General features: G+C 69.4%; 23 protein-coding genes and 1 pseudogene. 4 read left to right on the plus strand and 20 right to left on the minus strand.

All coding sequences use genetic code 11. The features are described 5' to 3' along the window. Positions 1–70: 70 nt before the first annotated feature. From B7K20_RS04160 to sigE, 7 genes and pseudogenes are all read right to left on the minus strand, one after another. A complete protein-coding gene (locus B7K20_RS04160) occupies positions 71–1,135 on the minus strand; it encodes a YihY/virulence factor BrkB family protein (RefSeq protein WP_084100818.1) in 1,065 nt (354 codons plus the stop codon). A gap of 4 nt (positions 1,136–1,139) precedes the next feature. Further along, on the minus strand, positions 1,140–2,153 hold the full coding sequence (gene trpS, locus B7K20_RS04165) for a tryptophan--tRNA ligase (protein WP_371327862.1): 1,014 nt from the start codon (positions 2,151–2,153) through the stop codon (positions 1,140–1,142). Between the two features lie 338 nt (positions 2,154–2,491). Beyond that, a complete protein-coding gene (locus B7K20_RS04170) occupies positions 2,492–2,902 on the minus strand; it encodes a twin-arginine translocase TatA/TatE family subunit (RefSeq protein ID WP_084100821.1) in 411 nt (136 codons plus the stop codon). A 17-nt stretch (positions 2,903–2,919) separates the two neighbouring features. Beyond that, positions 2,920–4,329 carry a S1C family serine protease gene (locus tag B7K20_RS04175; RefSeq protein ID WP_084100823.1) on the minus strand — a complete coding sequence of 470 codons (1,410 nt, stop codon included), beginning with the start codon at positions 4,327–4,329 and terminating at the stop codon, positions 2,920–2,922. Between the two features lie 20 nt (positions 4,330–4,349). Further along, positions 4,350–5,087, minus strand: coding sequence for a hypothetical protein (locus tag B7K20_RS04180; RefSeq protein ID WP_234985711.1), 738 nt, complete (start codon positions 5,085–5,087; stop codon positions 4,350–4,352). A 12-nt stretch (positions 5,088–5,099) separates the two neighbouring features. After that, a pseudogene (locus tag B7K20_RS13430) lies at positions 5,100–5,198 on the minus strand (hypothetical protein); the annotation flags it as partial. Further along, positions 5,195–5,791 carry an RNA polymerase sigma factor SigE gene (gene sigE, locus B7K20_RS04185; RefSeq protein WP_084100829.1) on the minus strand — a complete coding sequence of 199 codons (597 nt, stop codon included), beginning with the start codon at positions 5,789–5,791 and terminating at the stop codon, positions 5,195–5,197. The pseudogene B7K20_RS13430 and the gene sigE, both read right to left, overlap by 4 nt. Before the next feature lie 125 nt (positions 5,792–5,916). Here sigE and B7K20_RS04190 point away from each other — a divergent pair, with 125 nt between their 5' ends. Beyond that, positions 5,917–6,552 (plus strand): O-methyltransferase, encoded by a 636-nt coding sequence (locus B7K20_RS04190; RefSeq protein ID WP_084100832.1) that lies wholly within the window; start codon positions 5,917–5,919, stop codon positions 6,550–6,552. 96 nt (positions 6,553–6,648) lie between these two features. Here B7K20_RS04190 and B7K20_RS04195 read toward each other — a convergent pair whose 3' ends face one another. From B7K20_RS04195 to dapE, 3 genes are all read right to left on the minus strand, one after another. Further along, positions 6,649–6,816 carry a DUF3117 domain-containing protein gene (locus tag B7K20_RS04195; protein WP_084078917.1) on the minus strand — a complete coding sequence of 56 codons (168 nt, stop codon included), beginning with the start codon at positions 6,814–6,816 and terminating at the stop codon, positions 6,649–6,651. Between the two features lie 107 nt (positions 6,817–6,923). Further along, complete coding sequence (locus tag B7K20_RS04200) at positions 6,924–7,697, minus strand: TIGR00730 family Rossman fold protein (protein WP_084100835.1); 774 nt, start codon at positions 7,695–7,697, stop codon at positions 6,924–6,926. 66 nt (positions 7,698–7,763) lie between these two features. Next, entirely contained in the window at positions 7,764–8,861 is a 1,098-nt protein-coding gene (gene dapE, locus B7K20_RS04205) for a succinyl-diaminopimelate desuccinylase (protein WP_084100838.1), read from the minus strand. A gap of 119 nt (positions 8,862–8,980) precedes the next feature. Between dapE and dapD the strand changes: the two genes are divergently transcribed. Then, positions 8,981–9,928 carry a 2,3,4,5-tetrahydropyridine-2,6-dicarboxylate N-succinyltransferase gene (dapD, locus tag B7K20_RS04210; RefSeq protein WP_084100841.1) on the plus strand — a complete coding sequence of 316 codons (948 nt, stop codon included), beginning with the start codon at positions 8,981–8,983 and terminating at the stop codon, positions 9,926–9,928. A gap of 29 nt (positions 9,929–9,957) precedes the next feature. After that, a complete protein-coding gene (locus B7K20_RS04215) occupies positions 9,958–10,869 on the plus strand; it encodes a hypothetical protein (protein ID WP_084100844.1) in 912 nt (303 codons plus the stop codon). A 107-nt stretch (positions 10,870–10,976) separates the two neighbouring features. On the opposite strand, the gene B7K20_RS04220 is transcribed toward B7K20_RS04215, so the two are convergent. The 7 genes from B7K20_RS04220 to typA all read right to left on the minus strand — a co-directional run bounded on the left by B7K20_RS04220 (position 10,977) and on the right by typA (position 18,926). After that, a complete protein-coding gene (locus B7K20_RS04220) occupies positions 10,977–12,266 on the minus strand; it encodes a citrate synthase (protein WP_084100847.1) in 1,290 nt (429 codons plus the stop codon). A 57-nt stretch (positions 12,267–12,323) separates the two neighbouring features. Then, complete coding sequence (dapC, locus tag B7K20_RS04225) at positions 12,324–13,445, minus strand: succinyldiaminopimelate transaminase (protein WP_084100850.1); 1,122 nt, start codon at positions 13,443–13,445, stop codon at positions 12,324–12,326. 15 nt (positions 13,446–13,460) lie between these two features. Further along, on the minus strand, positions 13,461–13,778 hold the full coding sequence (gene fdxA, locus B7K20_RS04230) for a ferredoxin (protein ID WP_084078924.1): 318 nt from the start codon (positions 13,776–13,778) through the stop codon (positions 13,461–13,463). 81 nt (positions 13,779–13,859) lie between these two features. Beyond that, complete coding sequence (locus tag B7K20_RS04235; protein ID WP_084100852.1) at positions 13,860–16,088, minus strand: VanW family protein; 2,229 nt, start codon at positions 16,086–16,088, stop codon at positions 13,860–13,862. Then, entirely contained in the window at positions 16,075–16,425 is a 351-nt protein-coding gene (locus tag B7K20_RS04240) for a hypothetical protein (protein WP_084100855.1), read from the minus strand. The genes B7K20_RS04235 and B7K20_RS04240 overlap by 14 nt, the downstream gene beginning before the upstream one ends. A 49-nt stretch (positions 16,426–16,474) precedes the next feature. Next, positions 16,475–16,882: a hypothetical protein gene (locus B7K20_RS04245; RefSeq protein ID WP_144018526.1), complete on the minus strand. Its 408-nt coding sequence runs from the start codon at positions 16,880–16,882 to the stop codon at positions 16,475–16,477. Positions 16,883–17,024: 142 nt separating this feature from the next. Further along, positions 17,025–18,926, minus strand: coding sequence for a translational GTPase TypA (gene typA, locus B7K20_RS04250; RefSeq protein ID WP_084100861.1), 1,902 nt, complete (start codon positions 18,924–18,926; stop codon positions 17,025–17,027). A gap of 137 nt (positions 18,927–19,063) precedes the next feature. Between typA and B7K20_RS04255 the strand changes: the two genes are divergently transcribed. Continuing rightward, a complete protein-coding gene (locus B7K20_RS04255; RefSeq protein ID WP_144018527.1) occupies positions 19,064–19,612 on the plus strand; it encodes a hypothetical protein in 549 nt (182 codons plus the stop codon). Here B7K20_RS04255 and B7K20_RS04260 read toward each other — a convergent pair. The 3 genes from B7K20_RS04260 to B7K20_RS04270 all read right to left on the minus strand — a co-directional run bounded on the left by B7K20_RS04260 (position 19,609) and on the right by B7K20_RS04270 (position 24,283). Next, positions 19,609–20,301 (minus strand): GNAT family N-acetyltransferase, encoded by a 693-nt coding sequence (locus B7K20_RS04260; RefSeq protein ID WP_084100868.1) that lies wholly within the window; start codon positions 20,299–20,301, stop codon positions 19,609–19,611. The genes B7K20_RS04255 and B7K20_RS04260 overlap by 4 nt on opposite strands. 31 nt (positions 20,302–20,332) lie before the next feature. Further along, positions 20,333–22,783, minus strand: a complete 2,451-nt coding sequence (locus B7K20_RS04265; protein ID WP_084100870.1) for a hypothetical protein — start codon at positions 22,781–22,783, stop codon at positions 20,333–20,335. Positions 22,784–22,846: 63 nt separating this feature from the next. Beyond that, positions 22,847–24,283, minus strand: coding sequence for an XRE family transcriptional regulator (locus B7K20_RS04270; RefSeq protein ID WP_084100873.1), 1,437 nt, complete (start codon positions 24,281–24,283; stop codon positions 22,847–22,849). Between the last annotated feature and the right edge of the window lie 33 nt (positions 24,284–24,316).

Consider the following 24,316-nt stretch of genomic DNA (forward strand, 5'->3'; position numbering starts at 1 on the left):
TCGTGGGTGACGCGAGCGAATGTACTGGTAAGCGCGCGATCGCGCCACCCCTCAGGGCAGGCTAGGTCGGCTAACGTCCCGTCGCCCGACGTGTCGTGACCGAGCCCTTCGCGCGGCGTGCGGGCGTCGGCATCTCGGCGATCGGCTCGTCGTCGATGCTTTCCGCGACGTCAGGGTGGGTGCCCAGCCAGGCGGCGGCGCCCATCATGATCCGTGCCGTGAAGTCCACGAAGATCATGATGGTGAACACCGCGGTCACGGAGCCCAGGACGGGGTTCGACGACACCGACTCGACCATGATGTTGACGCCCTGGCGCAGCACGCCGATCGCGAGCGCGGACAGCAGCAGCGTCCACAGCAGCGGCCCCACGGGGCCGCGGTAGCCGCCGAGGACCACGATCGCGAGCGCGACAAAGGCGGCGTCGAGGAGCACACCGACCGCGATCGCGGGGCCGCGAATGATCCAGTCGGAGGCGAGCCCGTCGGACAGGAAGGACGCCAACAAGGTGGCGAACCGGGACGCCAGCACCTGCAGCACGATGCCGGCCACCACCAGGATGATGATCGCGAACAGCGCGATGAAGTCGCGAATCTTGCCCTGCGCCGGGGACGCCTCGGTGAGCCCCAGCATCGCGCGCACTCCCAGCCGCACGCCGCGGAGGTATCGCGTCGCGGTGTTGAACAGCACCAAGAAGGACACGAGACCGACAACCCCGTTGATGGTCTCGGGCTGGATCGAATCGGGGGTGATGAGCCCGTCCTCGCCGCCCGTGGCGACCACGCCGGGAACGGCCTCGTTGAGGAACGAGTAGAAGCGGTCTTGCCACTCGTCGTTGCCGGCAAGCAGGAAGCTCGACAGGGTGATGGCGATCACCACGCCTGCGGCGAGGGACGTCAAGGAGTAATACGCGATGCCCCCGGACAGGATCATCGCGTTGCGTTCCTTCATCACCTGCAGGGTGCGGCCCGCGCGCGTCCTCTCGAACCAGGCCTTCTTCTCCTTGGCCTGGCCGATCGCCTCCTTGGTGCGGTCGATGGCTCCCATGTCTTCCTCGCGCGCACGCCGCTGCACCGAGACCTGCGTCTCGTGTGCTGCCTGCGCGGCGTGGGCGTGAGGGTCGTCACGGCCGCTCATCGGCTCACCTCCAGCGCTGTGGCTTCAACAGTCCTACGCGGTCATACAGACGCTCGAGCGTTCCACGGGCAATCGCGGAGGCCTTGGCTGCGCCCTCGTCCAGTACTGAGTCCAACTTGTCAGGGGACTCAATCCATTCCATCGCATTGTCGCGAATGGGAGTGAGATAGGCGACCACGGCATCGGCCAAATCCACCTTCAGGTGGCCGTACATCTTGCCCTGGTAGTCCTCGACCAGTTGCTCGATGGACCGGCCGTCGATGGCCGAGTAGATCGACAGGAGGCTCGACACACCGGGCTTGTCCTCGCGGTCAAAGCGGATCTCACTGCCGGTGTCGGTGACGGCCGACTTGATGGACTTGGCGACCTTCTTGGGGTCCTCGAGAATCTCGATGAGGCCCTTGCCGTTGGACGCCGACTTCGACATCTTCTTGGTCGGTTCCTGCAGGTCGTAGATCTTCGCCGTCTCCTTGACGATGTACGGCTCCGGTACCGTCGCCGAACCCTCGCCCAGTCGCGTGTTGAGACGCTCGGCGAGGTCGCGCGAGAGCTCGAGGTGCTGGCGCTGGTCCTCGCCCACGGGCACCAAGTCCGTGTCGTACAGCAGAATGTCGGCCGCCATCAGCACGGGATAGGTGAACAGGCCCACGTTGGTGCCGGCCTCCCCCACCTTCGCCGACTTGTCCTTGAACTGCGTCATGCGCGACGCCTCGCCAAAGCCGGTGAAGGTCGACAGCAACCACGCGAGCTCGGCGTGCTCGGGCACGTGCGACTGGACGAAGACCAGCGAGCGCTCGGGGTCCACGCCGGCTGCCAGGAACTGCGCGGCGGTGCGGCGGGTGCGTGAACGCAGCTGCTCGGGCTCGGGCGCCACGGTCAGGGCGTGGAGGTCGACCACCGAGTAAATCGCGTTGTAATCCTCCTGCAGCGCCACCCAGTTCACCAGCGCGCCCAGGTAGTTCCCCAGGTGCAGGGAATCGGAGGTGGGCTGCATGGCGGAAAACACGCGGGGCTTCATGCACCCCATCATTCCAAACTCCACGGGCCCCCGGGGACCGCTCCCGCTCGCCTCCCCACCCGCCCTCGTCCCGCGCCCTCGTCCCGCGCCCTCGTCCCGCGCCCTCGTCACGAAGTGACGGTGCTCAGGCCGACACGCCGTGCCAGGGGCCGCGACACGCGGTACCCCGTCGCAATCACCGTCACTTTGTCACCGGTGCGGGTGCCGGCGCGGGCGCGGGCGCGGGCGCGGGTGCCGGTGCAGGCGCGGGCGTGGGGGCGGCGGGCGCTGGCGCACGTGCGGGTCCGCATGGACATCAGCCGATGCCGTGGCTGGGTTGGCCAGGAGGGCTCAGGGGGCTACGTGGCCTCGGGGTCGTAGGGCGCGGCCGCGCTGGGCGCGCGTGACGTGGCGCGGTCCGATGGCGTGGCGGGGCCGCTGGCAGCACTCGCCCCGGCCGCGCCGGTCGCTCCCGCTGCGCCGGTCGCCCCCGCTGCGCCGGACGCGGCCGCTCGCGGAGCCGGTGCCGGCTCCGCGAGCGCCTCGCGGACAATGCGGCGCGGGTCGTACTGGCGCGGGTCATACTGGGACCAGTCCACGTCGCCGCCGACATCGCTCTTGAGCTGGTCCTTGCCCTGATTGACGTAGTCGCGTCCGCGCACCACCCAGTCGCGTAGCTGTTTGGCGTAGGCGGGCATCCGTTCGGGCCCGACCACCAGGATCGCGACCAGGATGATGACGAGGAGCTCGCCGCCGTTGATGCCAAACACGCGACTATTGTGCCCGCTTACGGGGTCTCTTCGTACGTGACCTCGTTGCTCGAGCCGAGGGTGACGGTCACGTCGCGCTCGCTGTCGCCGTCCTGGACGGTGAGCACCACGTCGTCGCCGGCGTCCTTCGCGCGGATCGCGACGATGAGCTCATCGGATTGCGTGATGGGTCGACCGTCGATCGCGGTGATGACGTCGCCGGGCTCGATCCCGGCCTGATCGGCGGGCCCGTCGGCGACCACGCCGGCGTCGCTGTCGACCACCTGGACGCCCTCGCCGGTGTAGCGGCCGTCCAACTGGACGCCGATCACGGGGTAGGTGGCGACGCCGTTCTCGATGAGCTGCTCGGCGGTGCGCTGCGCCTGGTTCGACGGGATCGCGAAGCCCAGGCCGATGGAGCCCGTCTCGGACGTCGCGCCCGACAGGGTCGCGATGGCGGAGTTCACGCCGATGACCTCGCCGTTGGCGTTCAGCAGCGGGCCGCCCGAGTTGCCGGGGTTGATCGCCGCGTCGGTCTGGAGCGCGTCGATGTACGCCTGGGACTGGGTGTCGCCCGCGGTCACGGGCCGGTGCATCGAGGACACGATGCCCGTGGTGACGGTGCCCTCGAGCCCCAGCGGGGAGCCCACGGCGATGGTGGCGTCGCCCACCACGACCTCGTCGGAGTCGGCAAACGTCAGTGGCGTGAGACCGGTGACGTCGACCTTGATGACGGCGAGGTCGTAGTCGGCGGTCGCGCCGATGAGCTCGGCCGAGTGCTCGGAGCCGTCGGAGAACACCACGGTGATGTCGGTCGCGCCGTCGACCACGTGGTTGTTGGTAAGGATGTAGCCGTCGTCCTGAATCACGAAGCCGGACCCTGTGGCCTCGCCGCCCTGCATGGAGGATTCGATCGAGACCACCGAGGGCATCACGGCCGCGGCGACGGAGGCGACCGAGCCCTCGGGCCGGTCCACGCTCTCCCCGGTCGTCATCGACAGGGATGCGTTGGGCGAGGAGAACTCGTCGAACGCCCATGCTCCCGCGACGCCGCCGCCGAGGCCCAGCAGCAGCGCGCCGGCGGCGATACCCGCGACGGCACCCGCGCCCACGCGGCCCTTCTTCTCCTTGACAGGTGCGACGGGCGCCGGCGCGCCGTAGCCGGAGCCGTCGTAGGCGGGCTGAGCGGTAGTGACGGTGCCGTCGGGTCCCGGGGTGAGCGGGGGCGTGTACGGGGCAGTCTCGTCGACCGGAGGGGCCGGGTGCGACGAAGCGGGCTGCGCGGGCCCAGCGGGCGCAGCAGGCGTGCTCGGCGCGACCGGCTGCTGCGCGGTGGGCGCCACCTGCGGCGCCTGGTGCGTGGGGATCACTTCGGTGTCATGGCCGGCTCCCGCGGGGGTCGAGCGCTGACCGTCATCGCGGGGCGAGGCAAAGGGGTTGTCAGTCATGAGGGGGCTCCTTACATCTGTCAGTTCCCGGTGACCGCCTCGGCAATCCTCTCCACGCCGTCAACGACGCGATCGAGGACCCCGGCAGGGTCATGGGAGGGGAAGGCGGCGGCGACGGCCTCGAGAGTGTCCGCCGCGCAGTCACAGGTGGCCGAGATCACGATCTCACCGCACTGCCACACAATCTGGCGCGGATTGTCGCCCACGAGGAACACCGTGAAGCCGTTGACCTCGGCCGAGTCGAACCGCTCGGCCAGGTCGTCGACAAGGGTGCCGCGTTGCTCGGTCACCACAATGGCGTCGAGCCCGGCAAGCAGCGACTGGACCAACACGATTTCCCCATCGCTGTCCGTCACCATCTTGGCCTCGACCGGCACCAGGTCGGCGGAGTCCCATGCGGGGCTCGCCCAGTCGCGCAGCGCTTCACCGCTGCGCATGCTCGACGGCTCGTAGAACGTGACGGGAACCGCGGCTGCCTGGTCGGCGGAGCCCTCCGCGGATGCGAGCGTCACCTCCTCGGGCGCTCCGAGCGAGTACAGGACGCCCACGGAGGCGCCCAGCACGGCCATGACGAGCGCGAGCATCAGGACCGGGTTGTGCCCGCGCCCCGAGGCGGCCCGCGCCACATGCTTGGACTCGCCCCGCGCGACCGCGGCCATGTGCTCGCGGTCCAGCAGTTGACGGGCGAAGGTCATGTCGATGCCGGCCGACGAGGTGCGCAGCGCCTCGCGCGCGGCGCGCAGGTCATCCCACCTCACGCGGCAGTCTGCGCACGCGTCAAGGTGCGCCATCGCATCGGCCGTCTGCTCCGTACTCAGGCGATTGTCTAGCAGATCGTGGATGCGATCTCCGAGATGTGCGTCGCTCACCCGTCACCTCGCGTCGGTGCGCGGTGAGCCAGGGACTCACGAAGCTTCGCACGGGCGCGAGACAGTCGGGAACGGACGGTGCCCATCTTGATGCCGAGCGTGGCGGCGATCTCCTCGTAGCTGAGGCCCTCGATGTCGGATAGCACCACGGCGGCGCGGTATTCCGGCTGAAGGTCGGCGAGGGCGGCGATGATGTCATCGCCCAGATGGGACATGTCGAAGGCGTCCTCGGGCTGTCCCGACCGCTCGTGGCGGTCGAAACTGTCGGACGTGGCGACAGAGGCATCGTCGTCGGCCATGAAGTCGAACCGGATGCGCTTCTTACGGCGCACACGGTCGAGGAACAGGTTGGTCGTGATGCGGTGCAGCCAGCCTTCGAAAGTGCCGGGCTTGTACTGCGACAGCGAGTTGAACACGCGGATGAACACGTCCTGCGTGAGGTCCTCGGCGTCGTGCTGATTGCCCGTCAGGTGATAGGCCAGCCGGTACACCCGGCCGGAGTGCTCCTCGACGATGCGCTCCCACGTCAGGTCGTGCGAAGCGGTTGTTGGGGTCGCGGAGGACGCGGTCGAGATCTCCTGCGTCTGGGTCATGCGTGTTCCCTCCTCCACATTCGGCTCAACGGATGTCACTAGGACCATGTTCCCATTCATTGCTGGGAGTTTGCTGAGACCCAAGTCCTTTGAAGCCGGATACGATGCGCACGAGGAGGCTAACGATGAGCATCGAAGCGGCGAACTGGGCCTATAGCGAGGACTTCCGGCCCGAGGACCGCGTCCTCCTCGAGGCGCGTGACACGGCCGACCAGTTGGGCTGCACCCCCGTGCATCCCGGCGCGGGGCAGCTGTTGCAGGTGCTCGCGCAGGTCAGCGGGGCCCGCTCGATCGTCGAGATCGGCACCGGCGCGGGGGTTTCCACCACCTATCTTCTGCGGGGCATGGGCGACGAGGGCGTCATCACCACGATCGACGTGGAGCCCGAGCACCACAAGGCCGCCAAGCGGACGTTGACGGCCGGCGGCTTCCGCCCCGAGCGCGCCCGCATGATCACCGGCCGCGCACTCGACGTGCTGCCCCGCCTCACCGATGGCGGCTACGACATGGTCCTGATCGACGCCCGCAAGGCGGAGTACCCCCAGTACCTCGAGCAGGCGCTGCGCCTGCTGAGGGTGGGCGGCATGGTCGTCATCGACAACTCGCTGTGGCACGGACGGGTCCCCGACCCCGCCCAGCGGGACGAATCGACGACCGCCGTGCGCTCGACACTCAAGCTGGTGCGCGACGACGAACGCCTCACGGCGGTCTTGACCCCGTCAGGCGACGGTCTGCTGATCGCCGTCAAGAACGCGCCCTAACCCACCGGCCCCACCCCCACGGGGACATGCCAAAGTCCGGGCGGCCATGGCATCGGCCGTCCGGACTTCAGGTGTGAAGAGTGAAGGGTGAGGCGCCTACTGAAGGGCGCCCGCGAGAGCGTCGCGCAGGGCCGCGACCTCGTCGGCGTTGATCTCGACGACCAGACGGCCACCGCCCTCGAGCGGCACGCGCATCACATAGCCGCGACCCTCCTTCACGACCTCCATGGGGCCGTCACCGGTACGGGGCTTCATCGCAGCCATATGCGTTTCTCCTCGAAAGCTCTCCTGCATGAGCCGCGCAGGCCGCGCGGCACCGCGTCCTATTCTACGGCCTCAGGACCATGGTCCCCGCACCGCGGTGAGGTGCGTCACATGCTTCCTGTGACCGGGCCCGGCTCGGGCTCGACCGGCCCCGTGCCCTCGCCGCGCGCGTAGTCGCTGACGATCGCGATGGCCTCCTCGATGTCGTCGGTCACATGGAAGAGGTCCAGGTCGGTCTCGGCGGCCTTGCCGTCGGCGATCATGCTGCCTCGCAGCCACTCGACCAGGCCATCCCAGTACGCGTGGCCCACGAGCACGATCGGGAACCGCGTGATGGTGCGCGTCTGCACCAAGGTCAGGGCCTCGAACAGCTCGTCCATGGTGCCGAACCCACCGGGCAACGCGATGAAGCCCTGCGCATACTTGACGAACATCGTCTTGCGCGCGAAGAAGTAGCGGAAGTTGATACCGAGGTTCACGTACCGATTGACGCCCTGCTCGAATGGCAACTCGATGCCCAAGCCGATCGACACGCCGCCGGCCTCCTGCGCGCCCTTGTTCGCCGCCTCCATGACGCCCGGGCCGCCGCCGGTGATGACCGCGAAGCCCTCCTCCACCAGCCGCCTGCCGATGGTCTCCCCTTGCGCGTAGTCGGTCGCGCCCTCCTTGGTGCGAGCCGAACCGAACACCGAAATAGCAGGCCCGATCTCGGCGAGGGCGCCGAAGCCCTCGACGAACTCGCTCTGAATGCGCAGCACGCGCCACGGGTCCTCGTGCAGCCAGTCCGGGGCCTCCTGGTGGCCCAGCAGCCGCCCGGAGGTCGAGCTCTGGGGAATGTTGCGCCCGCGCAGCAGCACGGGTCCCTTGCGGTACTCACTCATGGGTTCCTCCTCGGATAGGGCCGATGCCGTGGCTCGCTCGCGTGCCTGCTTCGCCGTGGGTGGGGGTCAGGCCGTGAGCCATGCCTCCAGTCCCGCGCGGCACGCGTGGATGTCGGACGCCGGGCAGCGTTCGTCGTCGGCGTGGGCAAGCTCGGGGTCGCCCGGGCCGTAGTTCACGGCGGGGATGCCGAGCGCGCCGAAGCGGGCCACGTCGGTCCAGCCCACCTTCGCGCGCGGTGCGCCGCCGCCCGCCGCGGCGACGGAGGCGGCGAAGGACCGCGCGAGTTCAGCGTCGAGTCCCGGGCGACAGCCCGCGGCGAGGTCGGTCCACTCGAGGCTGTAATCGGCGATGCCGGAGCCGGCGACGACGGCCTCGACGTGTGCCTGGGCCTCGGCCACCGACTTGTCGGGCGCGAAGCGGTAGTTGACGGTGACCGTCGCGGCGTCGGGGATGACGTTGCCGGCGATGCCGCCGCGCACGCCCACCGCGTTGAGACCCTCGCGGTACTCGAGGCCGTCCACGGTGACCGTCGCGGGCTCGTAGGCGGCGAGGGCGGTCAGGAGCGGCGCGAGTCCGTGGATCGCGTTCACGCCCTTCCATGCGCGGGCGCTGTGCGCGGCGCGGCCACGCACCGTGATGTCGGCGCGGAGGGTGCCGTTGCAGCCGCCCTCGATCGTGGCACTGGTGGGCTCCCCGAGAACCGCGAAGTCCGCCTCGAGCAGGTGGGGGTGGTGGCGCGACAGGCGGCCCAGTCCGTTCTTGGACTCCTCGACCTCCTCGTGGTCGTACAGCACCCAGGTGACGTCGCGCGCGGGCTCGGTGAGCTGCGCGGCGAGGCTCAGCATGACGGCCACCCCGGCCTTCATGTCGACGCTGCCGCGGCCCACGAGGGTCGTGCCGTCGTCCTGCCACGTGTGCGGGACGTTGTCCTTGATGGGCACGGTGTCGAGGTGGCCGGCGACCAGCACGCGCTCGGGGCGTCCCAGTTCGGTGCGGGCGATGAGCGCGTCGCCGTCGCGGGTGACGCTCAGGTGCGGGGCGTGGGCCGCAAGCGCCGTCTCGACGGCATCGGCGATGGCGTGCTCGCCGCCGCTGACGGAGGGGATGTCGATGAGCGCCGCCGCGAGCTGGTCGACGGGAACGGTGAGGTCGAGTGCGGCCATGCGGTCAGCCTAACCAGGCGGCCGTGCACAGCCGCGCACCCTGCCGGGCGTCCACGCTGTCAATCTGCGCGATGCCCGCCCGCCCGGCCGTGGTGGGGGCCGCACGTAGGATGGGCGCCATGACGCGACCTGCCTACGGATTCGGCCTGGCCACCTACGACGCCGAGGGCATTGCCCTCGACACCTGGTACCCCTCCCCCGCGCTCGGTGAGGCACCCGCGGGCCAGCAGATCCCCGATGCGCTGGTGGAGGCCGAGCGCTCTGACGCCTTGCGCGGCGTCACGATCCGCGCGGTGCGCACGGTCATCGACCTCGACGCCGCTCCCGCCTCCGTCGAGGACGCCTACCTGCGCCTGCACCTGCTGTCGCACCGCCTCGTGCAGCCGCACGGCCTGAACCTTGACGGCGTGTTCGGCGCGCTCACCAACGTGGTCTGGACCTCCGCGGGGCCCTGCGCGATCGCGGGCATCGAGGGTGTTCGCCTGCGCTTCCGCGCCGCCGGCCAGGAGCTCACGGTCTATGGGATCGACAAGTTCCCGCGCCTGGTGGACTACGTGGTGCCGTCGGGCGTGCGCATCGCCGACGCGGACCGCGTGCGCCTGGGCGCCCACCTCGCCGAGGGCACCACTGTCATGCACGAGGGCTTCGTGAACTTCAACGCCGGCACCCTAGGCCACTCGATGGTCGAGGGCCGCATCTCGGCCGGCGTGGTGGTCCACGACGGCGCCGACATCGGCGGCGGCGCCTCCATCATGGGCACGCTCTCGGGCGGCGGCAAGGAGGTCGTCTCGATCGGCGCGCGCTCGCTGCTGGGCGCGAACGCGGGAGTCGGCATCGCCCTCGGCGAGGACTGCGTCGTCGAGGCGGGCACGTACATCACCGCCGGCACTAAGGTCACGCTCAAGGGCCGCACCGACGAGGACGGCAACCCCGTCATCGTGAAGGCCCGTGAACTGTCAGGCCAGGACGGGATCCAGTTCTGGCGCAACTCGGTCACCGGAGCCATCGAGGCCGTTGCGCGCAAGGGCTCGGGCATCGAGCTCAATGCCGCGCTCCACGCCAACTGAGCTGAGCGCGCCCTGATGAGCCTGACCCGATGAGCGCCTCCCGGCGTCGCGGGCGCGGCGCTGGCTGGCTCGCGCTCGTCCTGATCGTCGCCGTCACCGTCGCGGCGGTGGTGTACGTGCCGCGCCTGTGGGAACGCTACGGCGACGAGTACTTCGCGTCGTCGCGCTGCACCGTCACCGTCGGCGATCGCACCGACTCCAAGACCGCGGAGCAGGCGAACAACATCGCCATCATCGTCGCGGGATCGATGCGCTGGGGCCTGCCCGCCCGCGCGGCCACGATCGCCGTCGCCACGGCGATCCAGGAAAGTACGCTGCGCAACATCGACTACGGCGACCGCGACAGCATCGGCCTGTTCCAACAACGCCCCTCGCAGGGCTGGGGATCGGTCGACGAGATCATGGATCCGTATTACGCGACCGACCGGTTCTACGAGGCCCTCATCAAGGTCTCGAACTGGCAGGACGCGGAGATCACCGATGCCGCGCAGGCCGTCCAGCGCTCAGGCTTCCCCGAGGCCTATGCCGACCACGAGGAGGAGGGCCGCCTGTGGGCCTCCGCGCTCACCGGCAACGGCGGCACAGTGGTCTGCGACCTCGACCCCGCGAGCGACCCCTCCACGGCGGCCGCGTTCACCGATCGCATCGCCGCTGACTTCGGCACCGGCGCGTTCGAGGTCACGGCCGTGGGCGTGGCCGGCAGCGACGGCGCCGGGTCGGATGCCGCACTGCGGGTGGCCGGCGCGGACTCCACGTGGGACCGCGCCGTCCAGGAATGGGCCGTCGCCGCGGCAGCCGTCGAAGGGGTGACGGTCGTGTCGGGCTCGGCCGGCACCTGGATCCGCGCCGAGGCGACCGTGACCGTCTCCCCCTCTCCCGGCGCCGTGACCGGCGGCGAGGGCACGGAGGTGTGGCTGCGCACGGCCGCGCCCGCCGACTAACCCCCGCCCCCCGGTGGCGCAAATGTCCTCGTTCGCGCCACCTCGGCGTGGCGGATCTCCGTCCACCTGGAAGGTCAGGCCGCACGAGAGGGGCGGTGGCGGGCTGGTTAACGCTCCGAGATCGGGGCGTAGGCGCGGTCGGTCTCCCCCGTGTAGATCTGGCGCGGGCGGCCAATCTTGGTGCGCGGGTCGGCGAGCATCTCGCGATAGTGCGCGATCCAGCCGGGCATGCGCCCCAGCGCGAACAGCGGGGTGAACATGGGGGTGTCGAAGCCCATGGCCGAGTACAGCAGGCCGGTGTAGAAATCGACGTTCGGGTAGAGCTTGCGCTCGATGAAGTACTCGTCGGACAGCGCGATCTCCTCGAGTCGCTGCGCCATCTCGAAGGTCTCGTTGTTGCCGCCCAGCTCCTGCAGCACCTGGTTCGCGACCTTCTTGACCTGCGCTCCGCGCGGGTCGTACGACTTGTAGACGCGGTGGCCGAAGCCCATCAGGCGTGCGCCCTCGACGCGGTCCTTGACCTTGGCGACGAAGGTCTCGACGGAGTCGCCGGACTCCTTGATCTGGTCGAACATGCGCAGCGCGGCCTCGTTGGCACCACCGTGCAGCGGGCCGGACAACGCACCCACGCCTGCGGCAACGGACGCGTAGATATTGGCCTGCGACGAGCCCACGATGCGGACGGTCGACGTGGAGCAGTTCTGCTCGTGGTCGGCGTGGAGGATCAGCAGCAGGTCGAGCGCCTTGCGCATCACGGGGTCGATGTCGAGTTCCCCGTCGGCACCCGAGAAGCAGATGCGCATGAACTCGTCGACATACTTGCCGCCCTGGCGGGGCTCGATCAGCTCACCGCCGGAGGCACGGCGCTGCATGTAGGCAATGACCGTCGCGGACTTGGCGAGCAGCAGGACCGTCGCGAGCTCCAACTCCTCCTCGGAGGTGCCCACGGACTCGGGGTAGAACGTCGACAGCGCGGAAATGGCCCCGGACAGCACCGCCATGGGGTGCGCGTTGCGGGGGAAGGCTCCGAGGAAGGTCTTGATGCCCTCGTGCACGTGCATGTGACGCGACACGCGGTTGTTGAAGGCCTGGAGCAGGTCTTCGGTGGGCAGCTCACCATGAATCAGCAGATAGGCGACCTCGAGGAACGTGGAGTTCTCGGCGAGCTGCTCGATGGGGTACCCGCGGTACTTCAGGATGCCGGCGTCACCATCGATGTAGGTGATCGCGCTCTCGCATGACGCGGTGTTCATGAAGCCCGGGTCGACGGTGACCAGCCCGGTGTCCTTGAGCAGGGTGGAGACGGCCACACCGTCATTGCCGATCGTTGACCGCTCGATGGGCAGCTCTCGAGTCGTCCCATCGACTGTGAGACGTGCGTCGACCACTCGTGTCATTCCGAAAACCCTCCAGGGCACCGCAGCGCCATTGTGTGCGTTCGCTTGAGGGCGAGTTTACCCATCTTTGGACAAACGAAGAACCGCCTGTCCGATGCGCTCGTCGGTCGCCGTGAGGGCGATGCGCACAAACCTGTGCGCCCCTGGGCCATAGAACGCGCCCGGGGCCGCGATGATGCCCCGATCCGCGAGAAAGCCCAGCGTATCCCAGCAGTCCTCGTCGCGCGTGGCCCACAAGTACAGTCCGGCCTCGGAGCCAGGCACCGAGAATCCGGCGGCCCGCACGGCGGGCAGCAGCGCCTCGCGCCGCGCACGATAACGCTCCTTCTGGGCCGCGGTGTGGGCGTCGTCGCCGAGCGCGACGGCCATGGCCGCCTGCACCGGCGCGGGCACGATCATCCCGGCGTGCTTGCGCACCTCGAGAAGGTCGCCGATGAGCGCGGGGTCGCCGGCGACGAACGCCGCGCGGTAGCCCGCGAGGTTGGACTGCTTGGACAGCGAGTACACCGCGAGGAGGCCCTCGTGCGAGCCGCCGCACACCCGCGGGTCCAGGATTGACGGCACGCCCTCACTGGCCCAGGGCTCGTCCCATGCGAGGGCCGCGTAGCATTCGTCGGACGCCACCACCGCCCCGATAGCGCGTGCCGCCTCGACCACCTCGCGCAACTCGGCTCGGCTGAGCACGCGCCCGGTCGGGTTCGACGGGGAGTTCAGCCACACGAGCCTGACGTCGCTGCGGCCGGCCCAATCGGCGACGTCGTCGGTCGCCAGCGCGGTCGCACCGGCGAGCCGCGCGCCCACGTCATAGGTGGGGTAGGCCGATGCGGGGTGCACCACCACGTCGCCCTCACCGAGCCCCAGGAGACCGGGCAGGAGCGCCACCAATTCCTTGGACCCTACGGTGGGCAGGACGGCGTCGGCCCTCAGTCCGGTCACGCCGCGGGTGCGCGCGAACCAGTCCACGACGGCTTCGCGCAGGGCGAGCGTGCCGTGCGTCGTGGGGTACCCGGGGGCGTCGGCGGCTCCGATCAGCGCCGCGCGGATCACCTCGGGCGTGGGATCCACCGGCGTCCCCACCGACAAGTCGACGACCCCATCGGGGTGCGCCGCGGCCCGCTCACGGAACGGGGTGAGCGAATCCCACGGGAAGTCGGGCAGGGAGCGTGGGCTGAGACCCATGCGCGCCGGCCCGCGTCAGTTCTGCGGGGGAAGCGACTTGATGAGGTCGTGATCGTGCTCGATCAGACCCATCTTCGCGGCGCCACCGGGCGAGCCGATCTCGGAGAAGAACTCCACGTTCGCGTTGTAGTAGTCGGCCCACTTGTCGGGGACGTCGTCCTCGTAGTAGATCGCCTCGACCGGGCAGACCGGCTCGCAGGCACCGCAGTCCACGCACTCGTCGGGGTGGATGTAGAGCGAGCGCTCGCCCTCGTAGATGCAGTCGACCGGACACTCGTCGATGCAGGCCTTGTCCTTGACGTCGACACAAGGCAATGCAATGACGTAAGTCACTTTGTCTCCTCCAACCGGGGCGATACGGATCGCTTCATCATAGCGCCGCGTCCCTGATCAGAGCACACTGCGCGGGCGGTGTCAGTCCTCGTCGTCGTCTTCCGACACGCAGCGGATCGCGTCGTCGGGTTCGTAGGTCCACGTGTCGACGTTGCGGTCAACCTCCTCGCCATCGAGCGTCACCACGCGCGTATTGGTGATGGTGAATCCCGGCTGCCCCGCGCTCTTGGCCTGGCAGTTGGCGGCCGTCACCTCGTCGACCCCCGGCTGCACGATGTTCGTCTTGTCGGACGCCCAGGTCTCGACCTCGAAGTACGGCGTGGACCAGACATCGACGTGCAGGCGACCGCCGGACACATACGAGTTGAACAGCGCCGCGTAGGGCGTGTTGTTCTCGAAGATCACGTTGATGGTGGTGCCCCACAGCGTGGACTCGCGGCCCGCGGGGTAGCGCTGGAACCACACCGAGTGGGGCCGGTGCTGGATGAGGTCGTAGCCGGCGAAATAGGCCGCGTTGTAGCTCGTGGTGGCCATCTGCGACAGGCCGCCACCGATGCCGTCGGTGAGGATGCCGTTCACGATCACGTGTGCGTTCGCGTAACCCTCCGCCTCGGTGATGGGCGACAGGATGTCGTGCAGGTTGAACTGCTCTCCTGGCAGCACCACGGTGTTCTTCACATCGGCCGCGGCGGTGCGAAGGTTCTGGGTGCGGATCGGCTCGGCAGTCAGCGGCGTATCGAATGAGGAGACAATCTCCTTGAAGTCCGCAACGCCCAGGTCCTCGGCGGAATCCTCCGGCTCCAGCTCGGTCACCGGCAGCTGGCCTGCGCGGGTCGGCGTCGCGGCGGCGGCGAGGATCGCGTCACCGAGGGCCGCGCCGTCGACGGTGAGCCCCGTGGCGCCCTCGTCGACCGTCAGCTCGGAGTTCGACACGAACTCGAACGAGGCGTCCTCGGGCTCGGTTTCGAGATCGGGGTTGGCCTCGATCACCTCGGCCGCGATGGCCTCGCCATCGATCACGAGCGACAGTTCTCCGCCGCTGGAGTCGACGATGGAGTTCGCGGCGACTTGGTCGGCCGTGATGACGGCCTCGCCAGAATCGGCGCTCAACGTGACGTCCCCCGCGAGCAGCTCAGCGGACAGCTCCGTCGCGAACTCCTCCGCGGCGGCATCCGTGATGGTGGGCTCGCCGACCTCGGCAACGGCCGTGACCTCGGTCGAGGTGGGCCACGCTGCGGCGACAAGGTCTTCGGTCTCGTCGACGTCGACCGTGATCGAGTCCACGCCGGTGTGTGCGACCCCGGCAGTGCCGACGATCTCCACCGAGGCGTCGACGGCGTCGCGGTCGAGGTTGGCGGCTGCGGCACTGACGGCGCTGTGGAGCGCGTCCTCGTCCACGGTCGCGACGGGGTCGATGTGCCCGCCACCGGTGAGGTGCTGCCACAACCGCTCGGGGCGCAGCGTGAAGCCGGTGAGGTCCGAGATCGTCGCCTCCGCATCGATCCCCAGGCCGGCGTCGGCCGCGGGGAACGAGGTCGTCTCCTCCTCGACGGTCAGCGTCATGTCCTCGGCAGCCAACGCGTCGGCGGCATCCGTGATCGAGGCGATCGCCGCTCCCGTGGACTGCCCGCCGATCGACACGCCGAGGGTCTCGGTCTCGCGCGGCACCGTGCCGGACAGCAGCGCCTGTGCGCCCACGTACAGGCCCGCGAGCACCAGGATGAGGATCGGGATCGACAGCCATCCACGGTTGCGCTTCTTCGAGTGCGATCCGCGCTCGCCGGTGGACTGATGCGGGCTCAGGATCGCCTCCGTACGGACGTCGTCGACACTCGCCGGCCATGCCGACGGCTCGTGGGTGGACTGCGCCGCAGCGGCCGGGAACACGGCGGTGGCGGCGAGCGCGGGGTCGGGCTCTGGTGCGGACTCGCCCGACGGCTCAGACTCAGCCTCGGGCTCGGGTGGCGTCGCGGGCTCCGGCGCCACGGCGGCCGCGCCCGCCCCCACCGCACTGACACGCGCGATAGGCCGGGTCGACAGGTCCTCGTCGGGAGCATCGGAGGTCGAGTCCTCGGACCCCGCGCCCAGGGGCGGCGCGTCGGACGCGGCGGCCAGCCACGTGGGCGCCGCCAACTCGGAGGTCGGCGTGTACTCGACGACGGGCTCTGAGGCCGGGGCGGCCGTGGCGTCCGAATGCGCGCCCTGGCCGCGAGCCGCGCGGGCCCTCAGCGACCGGTGTGCGGCAGAGTGGCGGCGACGCTCGCGCTCGGCCTCAGCGGCCAGACGCGCCTGGTTCCTAGCCTTCGACATGCTCCCCCACCAGCAGCTTCTTGGGCAGCAACGCCGCCACGACGATCGCGATCACGCCACCGGCGAGCCACGCGTAGCCCAGGGTATCCGCCGCGATGAGGACCGAGCCGCCAGGACCCGCGAGTGTCCACACGAACGTGACCGACATCCACACGGCGGCGAACAGACCCAGGCCGGTCCAGGACAGCCACGCCCGCGCAAAGACGGCAGCGAACGCGACCATCACGATCGCGAGTGCCACGCCGAACGGCGGGATCGACCGATACGCCACGGACCCCACGGTCGCCACGATGGCTCCGCTGACCAGCAGTACCAGGTAGCCCACGGAGTCCTTCATGCGGACCAGGATAGGTCGTGCGACCCCCACCGCCGTGACGCCACCCGGCTCACTCGCACCCGGGACCGGGCTCATACACGTAGACCTGCGTCGTTCCCTGCGTAAACGCGGTGCCGTCGAGGAACGTGGACTCCTGGGGAAAGTCGTAGATCTGCATCATCGCCCCGTCCCGGCACAGGATCCAGTCGCGCCCGCCACCGCCCGCGTACATGCCCTCGACGATGATGCCCGTGCCGGAGGCTACGCGCTCCCAGTCCTCGGCACCCGACTCATACACCACGTCGTCCCCGAGGTCGCCGCCCGCGAGGGCGACGCCCCACGTCTCCGCGCCGCCCGAGTCCGAGTGATACCAGCCGAGCGCCTCACCCTCGGGAAGCGGCGCCCACGCGGGCCACGCCGCCTCGGCGTCGTCCTCCGGCTCTGCGCTGCCACCGCTGCATGCCGCCAGCATCGTCACCGCCAGCACCGCTGAAACTACTGTTCGTAACCCCCACATACCAGGGACGCTAGTCATCCCGCGGAACCACCGCATCGGCCGTCCGAACGAAAAGAAGGGCCCCGCCCGGCGAACCGGACGGGGCCCTCGAAGGCGAAGAGACTTAGCCCTGGCGCTTCGCGCGCGAAGCGGCGCGGCCGCGCTCGGTCGCGTCGAGGATCACCTTGCGGATGCGGATGTTCTCCGGCGTCACCTCGACGCACTCGTCGTCGCTGGCGAACTCGAGGGACTCCTCGAGGGTCAGCTGGCGCGGAGGCGTGAGGCGCTCGAGCTCGTCACCCGTCGCGGAACGGATGTTGTTGAGCTTCTTCTCCTTGGTGATGTTGATGTCCATGTCCTCGTTGCGGGAGTTCTCGCCGACGACCATGCCCTCGTAGGTCTCCTCGGTGGGCTTGACGAAGAACGTGCCGCGGTCCTGGAGCGTGAGGAGGGCGTTGGTCGTCACCGCACCCTGCCGGTCCGCGACGAGCGAGCCGTTGGTGCGGTACTCGATGAGGCCGGCCCACGGGGCGTAGCCGTGCGAGATCGACGAGGCGATGCCGGTGCCGCGCGTGTCCGTGAGGAAGGTCGAGCGGAAGCCGATGAGGCCACGCGCGGGGACGATGAACTCCATGCGCACCCAGCCGGTGCCGTGGTTCGACATCGACTCCATGCGGCCCTTGCGGCTCGCCATGAGCTGCGTGACGGCGCCCAGGTGCTCCTCGGGCACGTCGATGGTCATGTGCTCCATCGGCTCGTGCTTCTTGCCGTCGATCTCCTTGGTCACCACGACCGGCTTGCCAACGGTGAGCTCGAAGCCCTCGCGGCGCATCTGCTCGACGAGGATGGCCAGCGCCAGCTCGCCGCGGCCCTGCACCTCCCACGCGTCGGGGCGCTCGGTGGGAAGGACGCGCAGCGACACGTTGCCGATGAGCTCCTTGTCGAGGCGGTCCTTGACCTGACGCGCGGTGACCTTCGCGCCCTTGACGCGACCGGCCAGCGGCGAGGTGTTGATACCGATGGTCATCGAGATGGCGGGGTCGTCGACCGTGATGCGCGGCAGGGGGCGCGGGTCGTTGATGTCGGTAAGCGTCTCACCGATGGTGATCTCCTCGATACCGGCGACGGCGACGATGTCGCCGGGGCGGGCGACCTCCGCGGGCACACGCTCGAGGCCCTTGGTCTCGAGCAGCTCGGTGATCTTCACCGAGGAGATCGAGCCGTCGGCGCGGGCCCACGCGACCTGCTGACCCTTGCGCAGCTCGCCGTTGAAGATGCGCAGCAGCGCGAGGCGGCCCAGGAACGGCGAGGCGTCGAGGTTGGTGACGTGCGCCTGCAGCGGGTGGCCCTCCTCGTACGAGGGACCGGGGATGCGCTGCATGATGGTCTGGAACAGCGGCTCGAGGTTCTCCGAGTCGGGCAGCTCACCGTCGGCGGGCTGGGTGAGCGACGCGCGTCCGGCCTTCGCGGACGCGTAGACCACGGGCACCTCGAGCAGCGAGTCGACGTCGAGGTCGGGGACCTCGTCCGAGAGGTCGGAGGCGAGGCCCAGCAGGAGGTCGTGGGTCTCCTCGACGACCTCGTCGATGCGGGCGTCGGGGCGGTCGACCTTGTTGACGACGATGATGACGGGCAGCTTGGCCGCGAGCGCCTTGCGCAGCACAAAGCGGGTCTGGGGCAGCGGGCCCTCAGACGCGTCCACCAGCAGCACCACGCCGTCGACCATCGACAGGCCGCGCTCGACCTCGCCGCCGAAGTCGGCGTGGCCCGGGGTGTCGATCACGTTGATGGTGACGCCACCCTCGGTCGCCGCCTCACCCGTGTAACGGATGGCGGTGTTCTTCGCGAGGATCGTGATGCCCTTCTCGCGCTCGAGGTCGCCCGAGTCCATGGCGCGCTCCTCGACGTGGGCGTGGTCGCCGTAGGCGCCGCCCTGGACGAGCATGCCGTCCACGAGCGTGGTCTTTCCGTGGTCGACGTGGGCGACGATTGCGACGTTGCGCAGGTCGGAGCGCGTAAGGCTCAAGGCAGGGCTCGATTCGTTGAGAGAAAGGGTGGGGGCTTCGGTCCCGACGGGGACAGACCCACCTATTGTATAGGGCGCTCCTACGGCCGATGCGGTGGCGGGCTGACGTACCCGGCCCGCGTGGGAGCATGGTCGCCATGGAGCTCTATCGCAGCCGGTCGTCGCAGGTGTGGGGATGGCTGTGCGTGGGACTCGGCGCCGTGGTGCTCCTGATCCAACTCATCGGGTCGGGACTCGAGCAGATCCACGTGGCGTTCGGCATCGCCGTGGCGCTCGCCGCGACCGGCTACGCGGCCTTCCTGCGGCCCTCAGTCGCGGTCGCCGAGGACCGCGTCGAACTGCGCAACGTCACCCAGACCGTCGTGGCCCCCTTCTCCCGCTTGGCCGGGCTCGAGGCCCACTGGTCTCTCGAGTTGGTCGGCGACGACGGGAAGAAGGCGGGCGCCTTCGCGGCACCCTCGCGCACCGGCAGCAACCGCGTGAAGCCCGCCGAGGAGGGCAAGTCCGCCGAGGTCGCCGGCCTCGTGACGGCCGCCTGGGACGCGTATCGCGCGAAGGCGGGCGCGACGGCTCAGCCGGTCACGGCATCGGCCGCCTCCCCCGCCTTCACCCGCTCCCCCGACTGGGTCGGCATCGGGTGCGTCATCGCGGCCGTCGCGGGGCTGGCGCTCGCGTTCCTGGCCTAAGAGCCGGTGGGGCTCATGAGCGGCCCCGCCGTGACTGGTTCGCCACCTTCGAAGGCCTCGAACAGAGCCTGCGCCTCGGCGTCGGCAGGGCGCGGATTGCCCTCGGTGTCAGCGAAATAGTCCTCAAGCCACGTCGTCACCAGGCGAGGCTCGCGAAGAACGCCGCCGACGATGACGCCAGGGGCAGCAGCGAGCACCACCAGCATCATGCCCCGCACGCGGTCCGACTGAGGGTCGAGGCGCGGCTGGAAATACGGAACTGCAAGCCTCGTCGCCCCCTGCGCCGCATAGAACTGGGCGCGACGAACCGGGTCGCCGTACGACGCATGCGGGGCGTGACGTTGCGGGTCCTCGACCTCGGCGAGCAGCAAGCGGATACCGCGCGAGCGCGTCATCCACCGTGCCACCGCCCACTCGAGCAGGGCTGAGCCATTGCCACGGCCCCGCGCGGCGCCATCGACAGCGAGATACGCCAGCAGGGCGACGGGGCCCTCCACCTCCCCCACGGCGACGGCCACGGGCTCGCCTTGGTCGTCGATCACCGCGACTTCGACAGCGCCCCCAGCCACACCCTCGACCAACGAATGCACCGCGACAAGCTCGTTCGGGGGGAAGGACGGCGTCAACAGCGCGCCATGGACGTCCGCTATCGCGAGCGGGTCGGTCACGACCCGCGGCGTCATCGACATCACCCAAGTCTAGGGCGGGTCGCCGTGCCTGTCAGAGTGGCGCGCCTCCCACCAACTCGCGACGAAGGCGACCGTCGCGATGACCACCAGCACGCCCACCACGGCGACCGCCTGCCAGCCGCGCAGCCAGTGGTCCGATCCAGACTGCAGGACAGAGATCAGACCAGAGACGCCGATCACGGCGATGGCGACGCCGGCCGCCTCGAGCAACCCCGCGGTGCGCCGTGCGCGACGGTCGCGCCGTTCGTCGGCAATCTCCTCGCTGCGGCGCGCCACCATGGCGACCAATTGGTGCAGACGGGTGCCGAGAACCTCGTCGCGCGCGCGTGAACGTCTCGCGCAGGTGCTGGTGGCCGGCCGCCTCGAGAATGCGATCCAGGTCGAGACGCATCGCGGGCGCGCTCACGAGCGTGGGCGACGTAATGAAGAGCATGGTGGCCTGGATCGACTGCACGAATTGCTGCAGCGACAGCTCGAGGCGTTCGATGCGCGCGACGGCTTCGCGCAGGCGCGACACGTCGCTGCGTGCCCGGTCCTCCCACTCGCGTCGGCCACCGTCGTCTCTCAGGCGTCTCCACCATGCAGGGCCGGCATGCGGGCGAGCCTTCGAAGGTTCGTAAGAGCCGTGGTCGATCAGCCTGAACCACCACCGCGCGACGTGGGGCGCGGGGTCGGCGCCGCGCGAGAGTTCGTCGTCGATCTCGTCGACCGTGCGCGCGATCTCGCGCGCCCTTGCGGCGACCTCGTCGCTCCAACCCGCGTACATGCCATGCAGCGAACGCGCGAACTCGACGTAGCCGCGCACGCTGTCCGTCGCGAAGGAAGGAGACGAAAAGCTCGCAATCAACGCCATGTTTGCGTTGACCGCCAGCAACTCCCGATTGAGGGTGAGCAGCGGGACCCGCGACACGCCACCGAGGTCGAAGGACGCCCAGTCAGCGACGGAGTTCGCACCGTCCATGAGGGGGTGCACGAGCGGCTGGATGCCCTGGAGCGTCAACAGTTCGCGCGCGTCACGGCAGGGTCGACCGACTTTGTCACCGATCCCGTCGAGCACTGTGGCCTCGTCGATCACCGTGACGATGCTCACCATGCCGCGCCGCCAGGTGGCGACGGTGGAACCGGAATCGCCGGGGCAAGCTAGCGACTCTTGGACCAGCCGGCCCACGTCGTCCACGATCCTTTCCACGAGGTCACCTAGTCGATCGCATGGGACCCACTCCTGATCGGCGCCGTCGGCAAACCATCCCAGGGTGAGCTTTCCACCCAGCTCCTCGAGGCTCCCGTAGGCATTGGACGCGAGCGAGATGGCCTCCACGACCTGCGTGGGTCCCGCGCCGTCGAGCGGCACCGCGAGCCGCACCACGTGGTTTCCCAGTTCCGACAGTTGCACCCGCACGTCGATGCCGTCGTCTTCATGGGGCGGGTCGTCGCCCTCACGCCGCAGGTGCAGGCGCGGCAGCACCAGCTCCGTTCCGCGAAATTCGCGACCCAGTGCGTCATCGCCGTGCCACGCGTCCGCGATCTCGAGCGCATGCGCAGGCGGCTCGGTGAGCCGCGCACCCGCGAGTCGCCACGCCGTCCCCGACTGCCGAGCACTGGCGACCATCCGCGAATAGCCGTCCGACAGGCTCGTACTCAGGCTGAACGGGAACTGCAGCACCACCGTGCCGCGGTCGACCCTCAACCAAGGCCCGTCGGCGCCACGGTCGAGTTCCGCGAGCGCTGCACGATGCGCACGGATCTCCGATGCGTCCTCGTCGCTGACGGCGCCGGCGCCGAGCGCTGCATCGAGCGCAGCGACCGCCCGAGCGCAGGCATGCCGATCGCCTTCCCAGAATTCCGTCGCGGCCTGCGCCGAACGCGCCACCTGCAAGAAGTACTCGTGTTCCGCCGTCACCTCCTGAACGACGGCCTCGGCGAAGCGCGGAAGCGTGGTGCCCAGTTGGAAACCAGTGACTCTTTGAGCGAGTTTGTTGGCGTGGTCGGCAACCCCTGCCGCTAAGGGAGCCGCGACGTCGAGCGCGCCCGTGACCAGTGCGGTCTCCACCGCGAACTGGGAGCGCAGTAGTGCCAGCAGTTCGAGACAGGCTTTGGCGTCGTCCGCTGGCTCCTCGGGAAGGTCCGGCCACGCCGCCTCGACCGCGTCCACGGCGCCGCTCATCGTGGCGTGCTCCCACGTGAGTTCCCACACCTGTTCGCACGCGTGGTGGACGAGCAAGACGACCGCAGCGAGCCCGTGGGGGCGCTGTACAGCCGCCCGCATCACCGGACCTAGGGCGGCACCGAACCGCACTTCACTGGAGCGGTCCCACTCGTCGGGTGTCGCCCTGAGTTCTGTCAGTGCCTTCTCGAAGGACACGCAAAGGTCGGGCTGGTCCGCGAGTTCCGTGCGCAGCCACGTGCGGAGTTCCTTGGGCCGCCACTCGAGACATTGCGCGGCTGCATGGTCGAAGCTGCCGTACCCACTCGGCTCGCCCATGCGACCGCCCCCTTGCCCCTGTGCTGACAGTAGCGAGAGGGGCTGCGCCAAAGGAAGAGGGACTCACGCCTCGATGTCGGCGTGAGCCTCGAGGAATTCGTGGAGCTCGCGGTCGTCGACGCCGGGGTACGTGCCGTGCGGGAGCGGAGCAAACAGGTGCGTGCGCACCCGCGGGCTCGCCCAACCCTTGCCCTCCCAGCGCTCGGCGAGGCCATCCTGCGGGCGCCGGCAGCACGTGACATCAGGACAGGTCGATGCCTCACGCAGTTGCGTCTCGCGGCCACGGAACCACTTGGACTCGTTATAAGGAACACCAAGGGTGATGGAGAAGTCCTCGGGCGTGCCCGTGCCTGTCTGCGTGGACTCGAAGAAGGTGCCCGCTGGGGTGTCGGTGTATTGGTGGTGCTCGGTGGTGCGGGTGCGGCGCGCGAAGGCGCGGCGCGCGCTCCAGGACCGGCACACCACCTCACCCTCGGTCGACCCCGTCGCGTCGAGCGGGAGGGGCAGCCCGTCGTTCTCGTAGGCTCCCGTCACGGTGCCGTCGCCGTTGACACGCAGGTAGTGCAGGGTCAGCCCCAGGTGCTCGGTGGCGAGGTTGGTGAAGCGCAGCGCGGCCGCCTCGTGGGTCACGCCGAAGGCGTCTCGCAGGTCCTCGATCGCGATGCTGCGCTCGCGCTTAGCGGCGCTGAGGAACTCCACGGACGCCTCGCGCGGCATGAGGCACGCGGCGGCGAAGTAGCTCGCCTCAAGGCGCTGGCGCAGGAAGTCGGCGTAGTCGGCGGGCGGTCGATGCTCGAGCACCTTGTGCGCGATGGCCTGCAGAGCCAGCGAGCGCAATCCATGGCCGCCGGGGATAGAGGCGGGCGGGATATAGATGCGCCCACGCTCCATGTCCACGACGCAGCGGGCTGAGTGGGGAAGGTCGTCGGTGTGCACGATGGCGAGCCCCACGTGGTCGGCCATCTCAGTGACGGTCCGGTGCGTGAGCGCTCCGGCGGTGTGTCCCACCTGGTCGGTCGCGGCCTGCGCGAGTAGCTCGAGTTCCGGCAGATAGTTATTGATGCGGCGCATCTCGAGGCGTTGCTGCGTGTTGGCGCGGCGCGCCTCCTCCGGCGTCGCGATCGACTGGCGTGCGCGGCGCTCCAGCTCGCGATGGAGCCCCACGAGCGTGCGCAGGGTCTCGTCACTCATGGTCTTGCCCGGGCGCACCTGTGGCAGACCCAGCTCGAGGTAGGTGGGGGTCGCCTGCGCGCGCTCCAGCTCAATCTCGAGGGCCGCGCGCGCCGTGGGCGGAGCGGGGTCGAGAAGGGCGGCCGAGGTGACGCCCAGGGCCGCGGCGATGGACTCGAGTAAGGACAGCCGCGGCTCGCGCCGGCCGTTCTCGATGAGCGACAGGTGGCTGGGCGCAGTTCCCGTGGCCTCGCTCAGTTGATCGAGGGTGAGGCCCGCGCTGACGCGGAAGTGACGGATGCGGCGTCCGAGGGTCGAGAGGTCAGCCATGACTTGACAATAGAAGAAGAAACGCAAAACTTC

Source organism: Demequina sp. NBRC 110051, assembly GCF_002090055.1.
Taxonomy (GTDB): Bacteria; Actinomycetota; Actinomycetes; order Actinomycetales; family Demequinaceae; genus Demequina.

Excerpts from the sequence above, each read along its gene's own strand:
- B7K20_RS04255 (WP_144018527.1), top strand. The coding sequence starts at position 19,064 with ATGGAGCTCTATCGCAGCCGGTCGTCGCAGGTGTGGGGATGGCTGTGC.
- B7K20_RS04260 (WP_084100868.1), bottom strand. The coding sequence starts at position 20,301 with ATGTCGATGACGCCGCGGGTCGTGACCGACCCGCTCGCGATAGCGGAC.
- sigE (WP_084100829.1), bottom strand. The coding sequence starts at position 5,791 with ATGACCCAGACGCAGGAGATCTCGACCGCGTCCTCCGCGACCCCAACA.
- trpS (WP_371327862.1), bottom strand. The coding sequence starts at position 2,153 with ATGAAGCCCCGCGTGTTTTCCGCCATGCAGCCCACCTCCGATTCCCTG.
- B7K20_RS04270 (WP_084100873.1), bottom strand. The coding sequence starts at position 24,283 with ATGGCTGACCTCTCGACCCTCGGACGCCGCATCCGTCACTTCCGCGTC.
- B7K20_RS04265 (WP_084100870.1), bottom strand. The coding sequence starts at position 22,783 with ATGGGCGAGCCGAGTGGGTACGGCAGCTTCGACCATGCAGCCGCGCAA.
- B7K20_RS04220 (WP_084100847.1), bottom strand. The coding sequence starts at position 12,266 with ATGACACGAGTGGTCGACGCACGTCTCACAGTCGATGGGACGACTCGA.
- B7K20_RS04195 (WP_084078917.1), bottom strand. The coding sequence starts at position 6,816 with ATGGCTGCGATGAAGCCCCGTACCGGTGACGGCCCCATGGAGGTCGTG.
- B7K20_RS04160 (WP_084100818.1), bottom strand. The coding sequence starts at position 1,135 with ATGAGCGGCCGTGACGACCCTCACGCCCACGCCGCGCAGGCAGCACAC.
- dapE (WP_084100838.1), bottom strand. The coding sequence starts at position 8,861 with ATGGCCGCACTCGACCTCACCGTTCCCGTCGACCAGCTCGCGGCGGCG.
- B7K20_RS04175 (WP_084100823.1), bottom strand. The coding sequence starts at position 4,329 with ATGACTGACAACCCCTTTGCCTCGCCCCGCGATGACGGTCAGCGCTCG.
- dapC (WP_084100850.1), bottom strand. The coding sequence starts at position 13,445 with ATGGGTCTCAGCCCACGCTCCCTGCCCGACTTCCCGTGGGATTCGCTC.
- B7K20_RS04240 (WP_084100855.1), bottom strand. The coding sequence starts at position 16,425 with ATGAAGGACTCCGTGGGCTACCTGGTACTGCTGGTCAGCGGAGCCATC.
- B7K20_RS04235 (WP_084100852.1), bottom strand. The coding sequence starts at position 16,088 with ATGTCGAAGGCTAGGAACCAGGCGCGTCTGGCCGCTGAGGCCGAGCGC.
- B7K20_RS04190 (WP_084100832.1), top strand. The coding sequence starts at position 5,917 with ATGAGCATCGAAGCGGCGAACTGGGCCTATAGCGAGGACTTCCGGCCC.
- B7K20_RS04200 (WP_084100835.1), bottom strand. The coding sequence starts at position 7,697 with ATGAGTGAGTACCGCAAGGGACCCGTGCTGCTGCGCGGGCGCAACATT.
- B7K20_RS04215 (WP_084100844.1), top strand. The coding sequence starts at position 9,958 with ATGAGCGCCTCCCGGCGTCGCGGGCGCGGCGCTGGCTGGCTCGCGCTC.
- dapD (WP_084100841.1), top strand. The coding sequence starts at position 8,981 with ATGACGCGACCTGCCTACGGATTCGGCCTGGCCACCTACGACGCCGAG.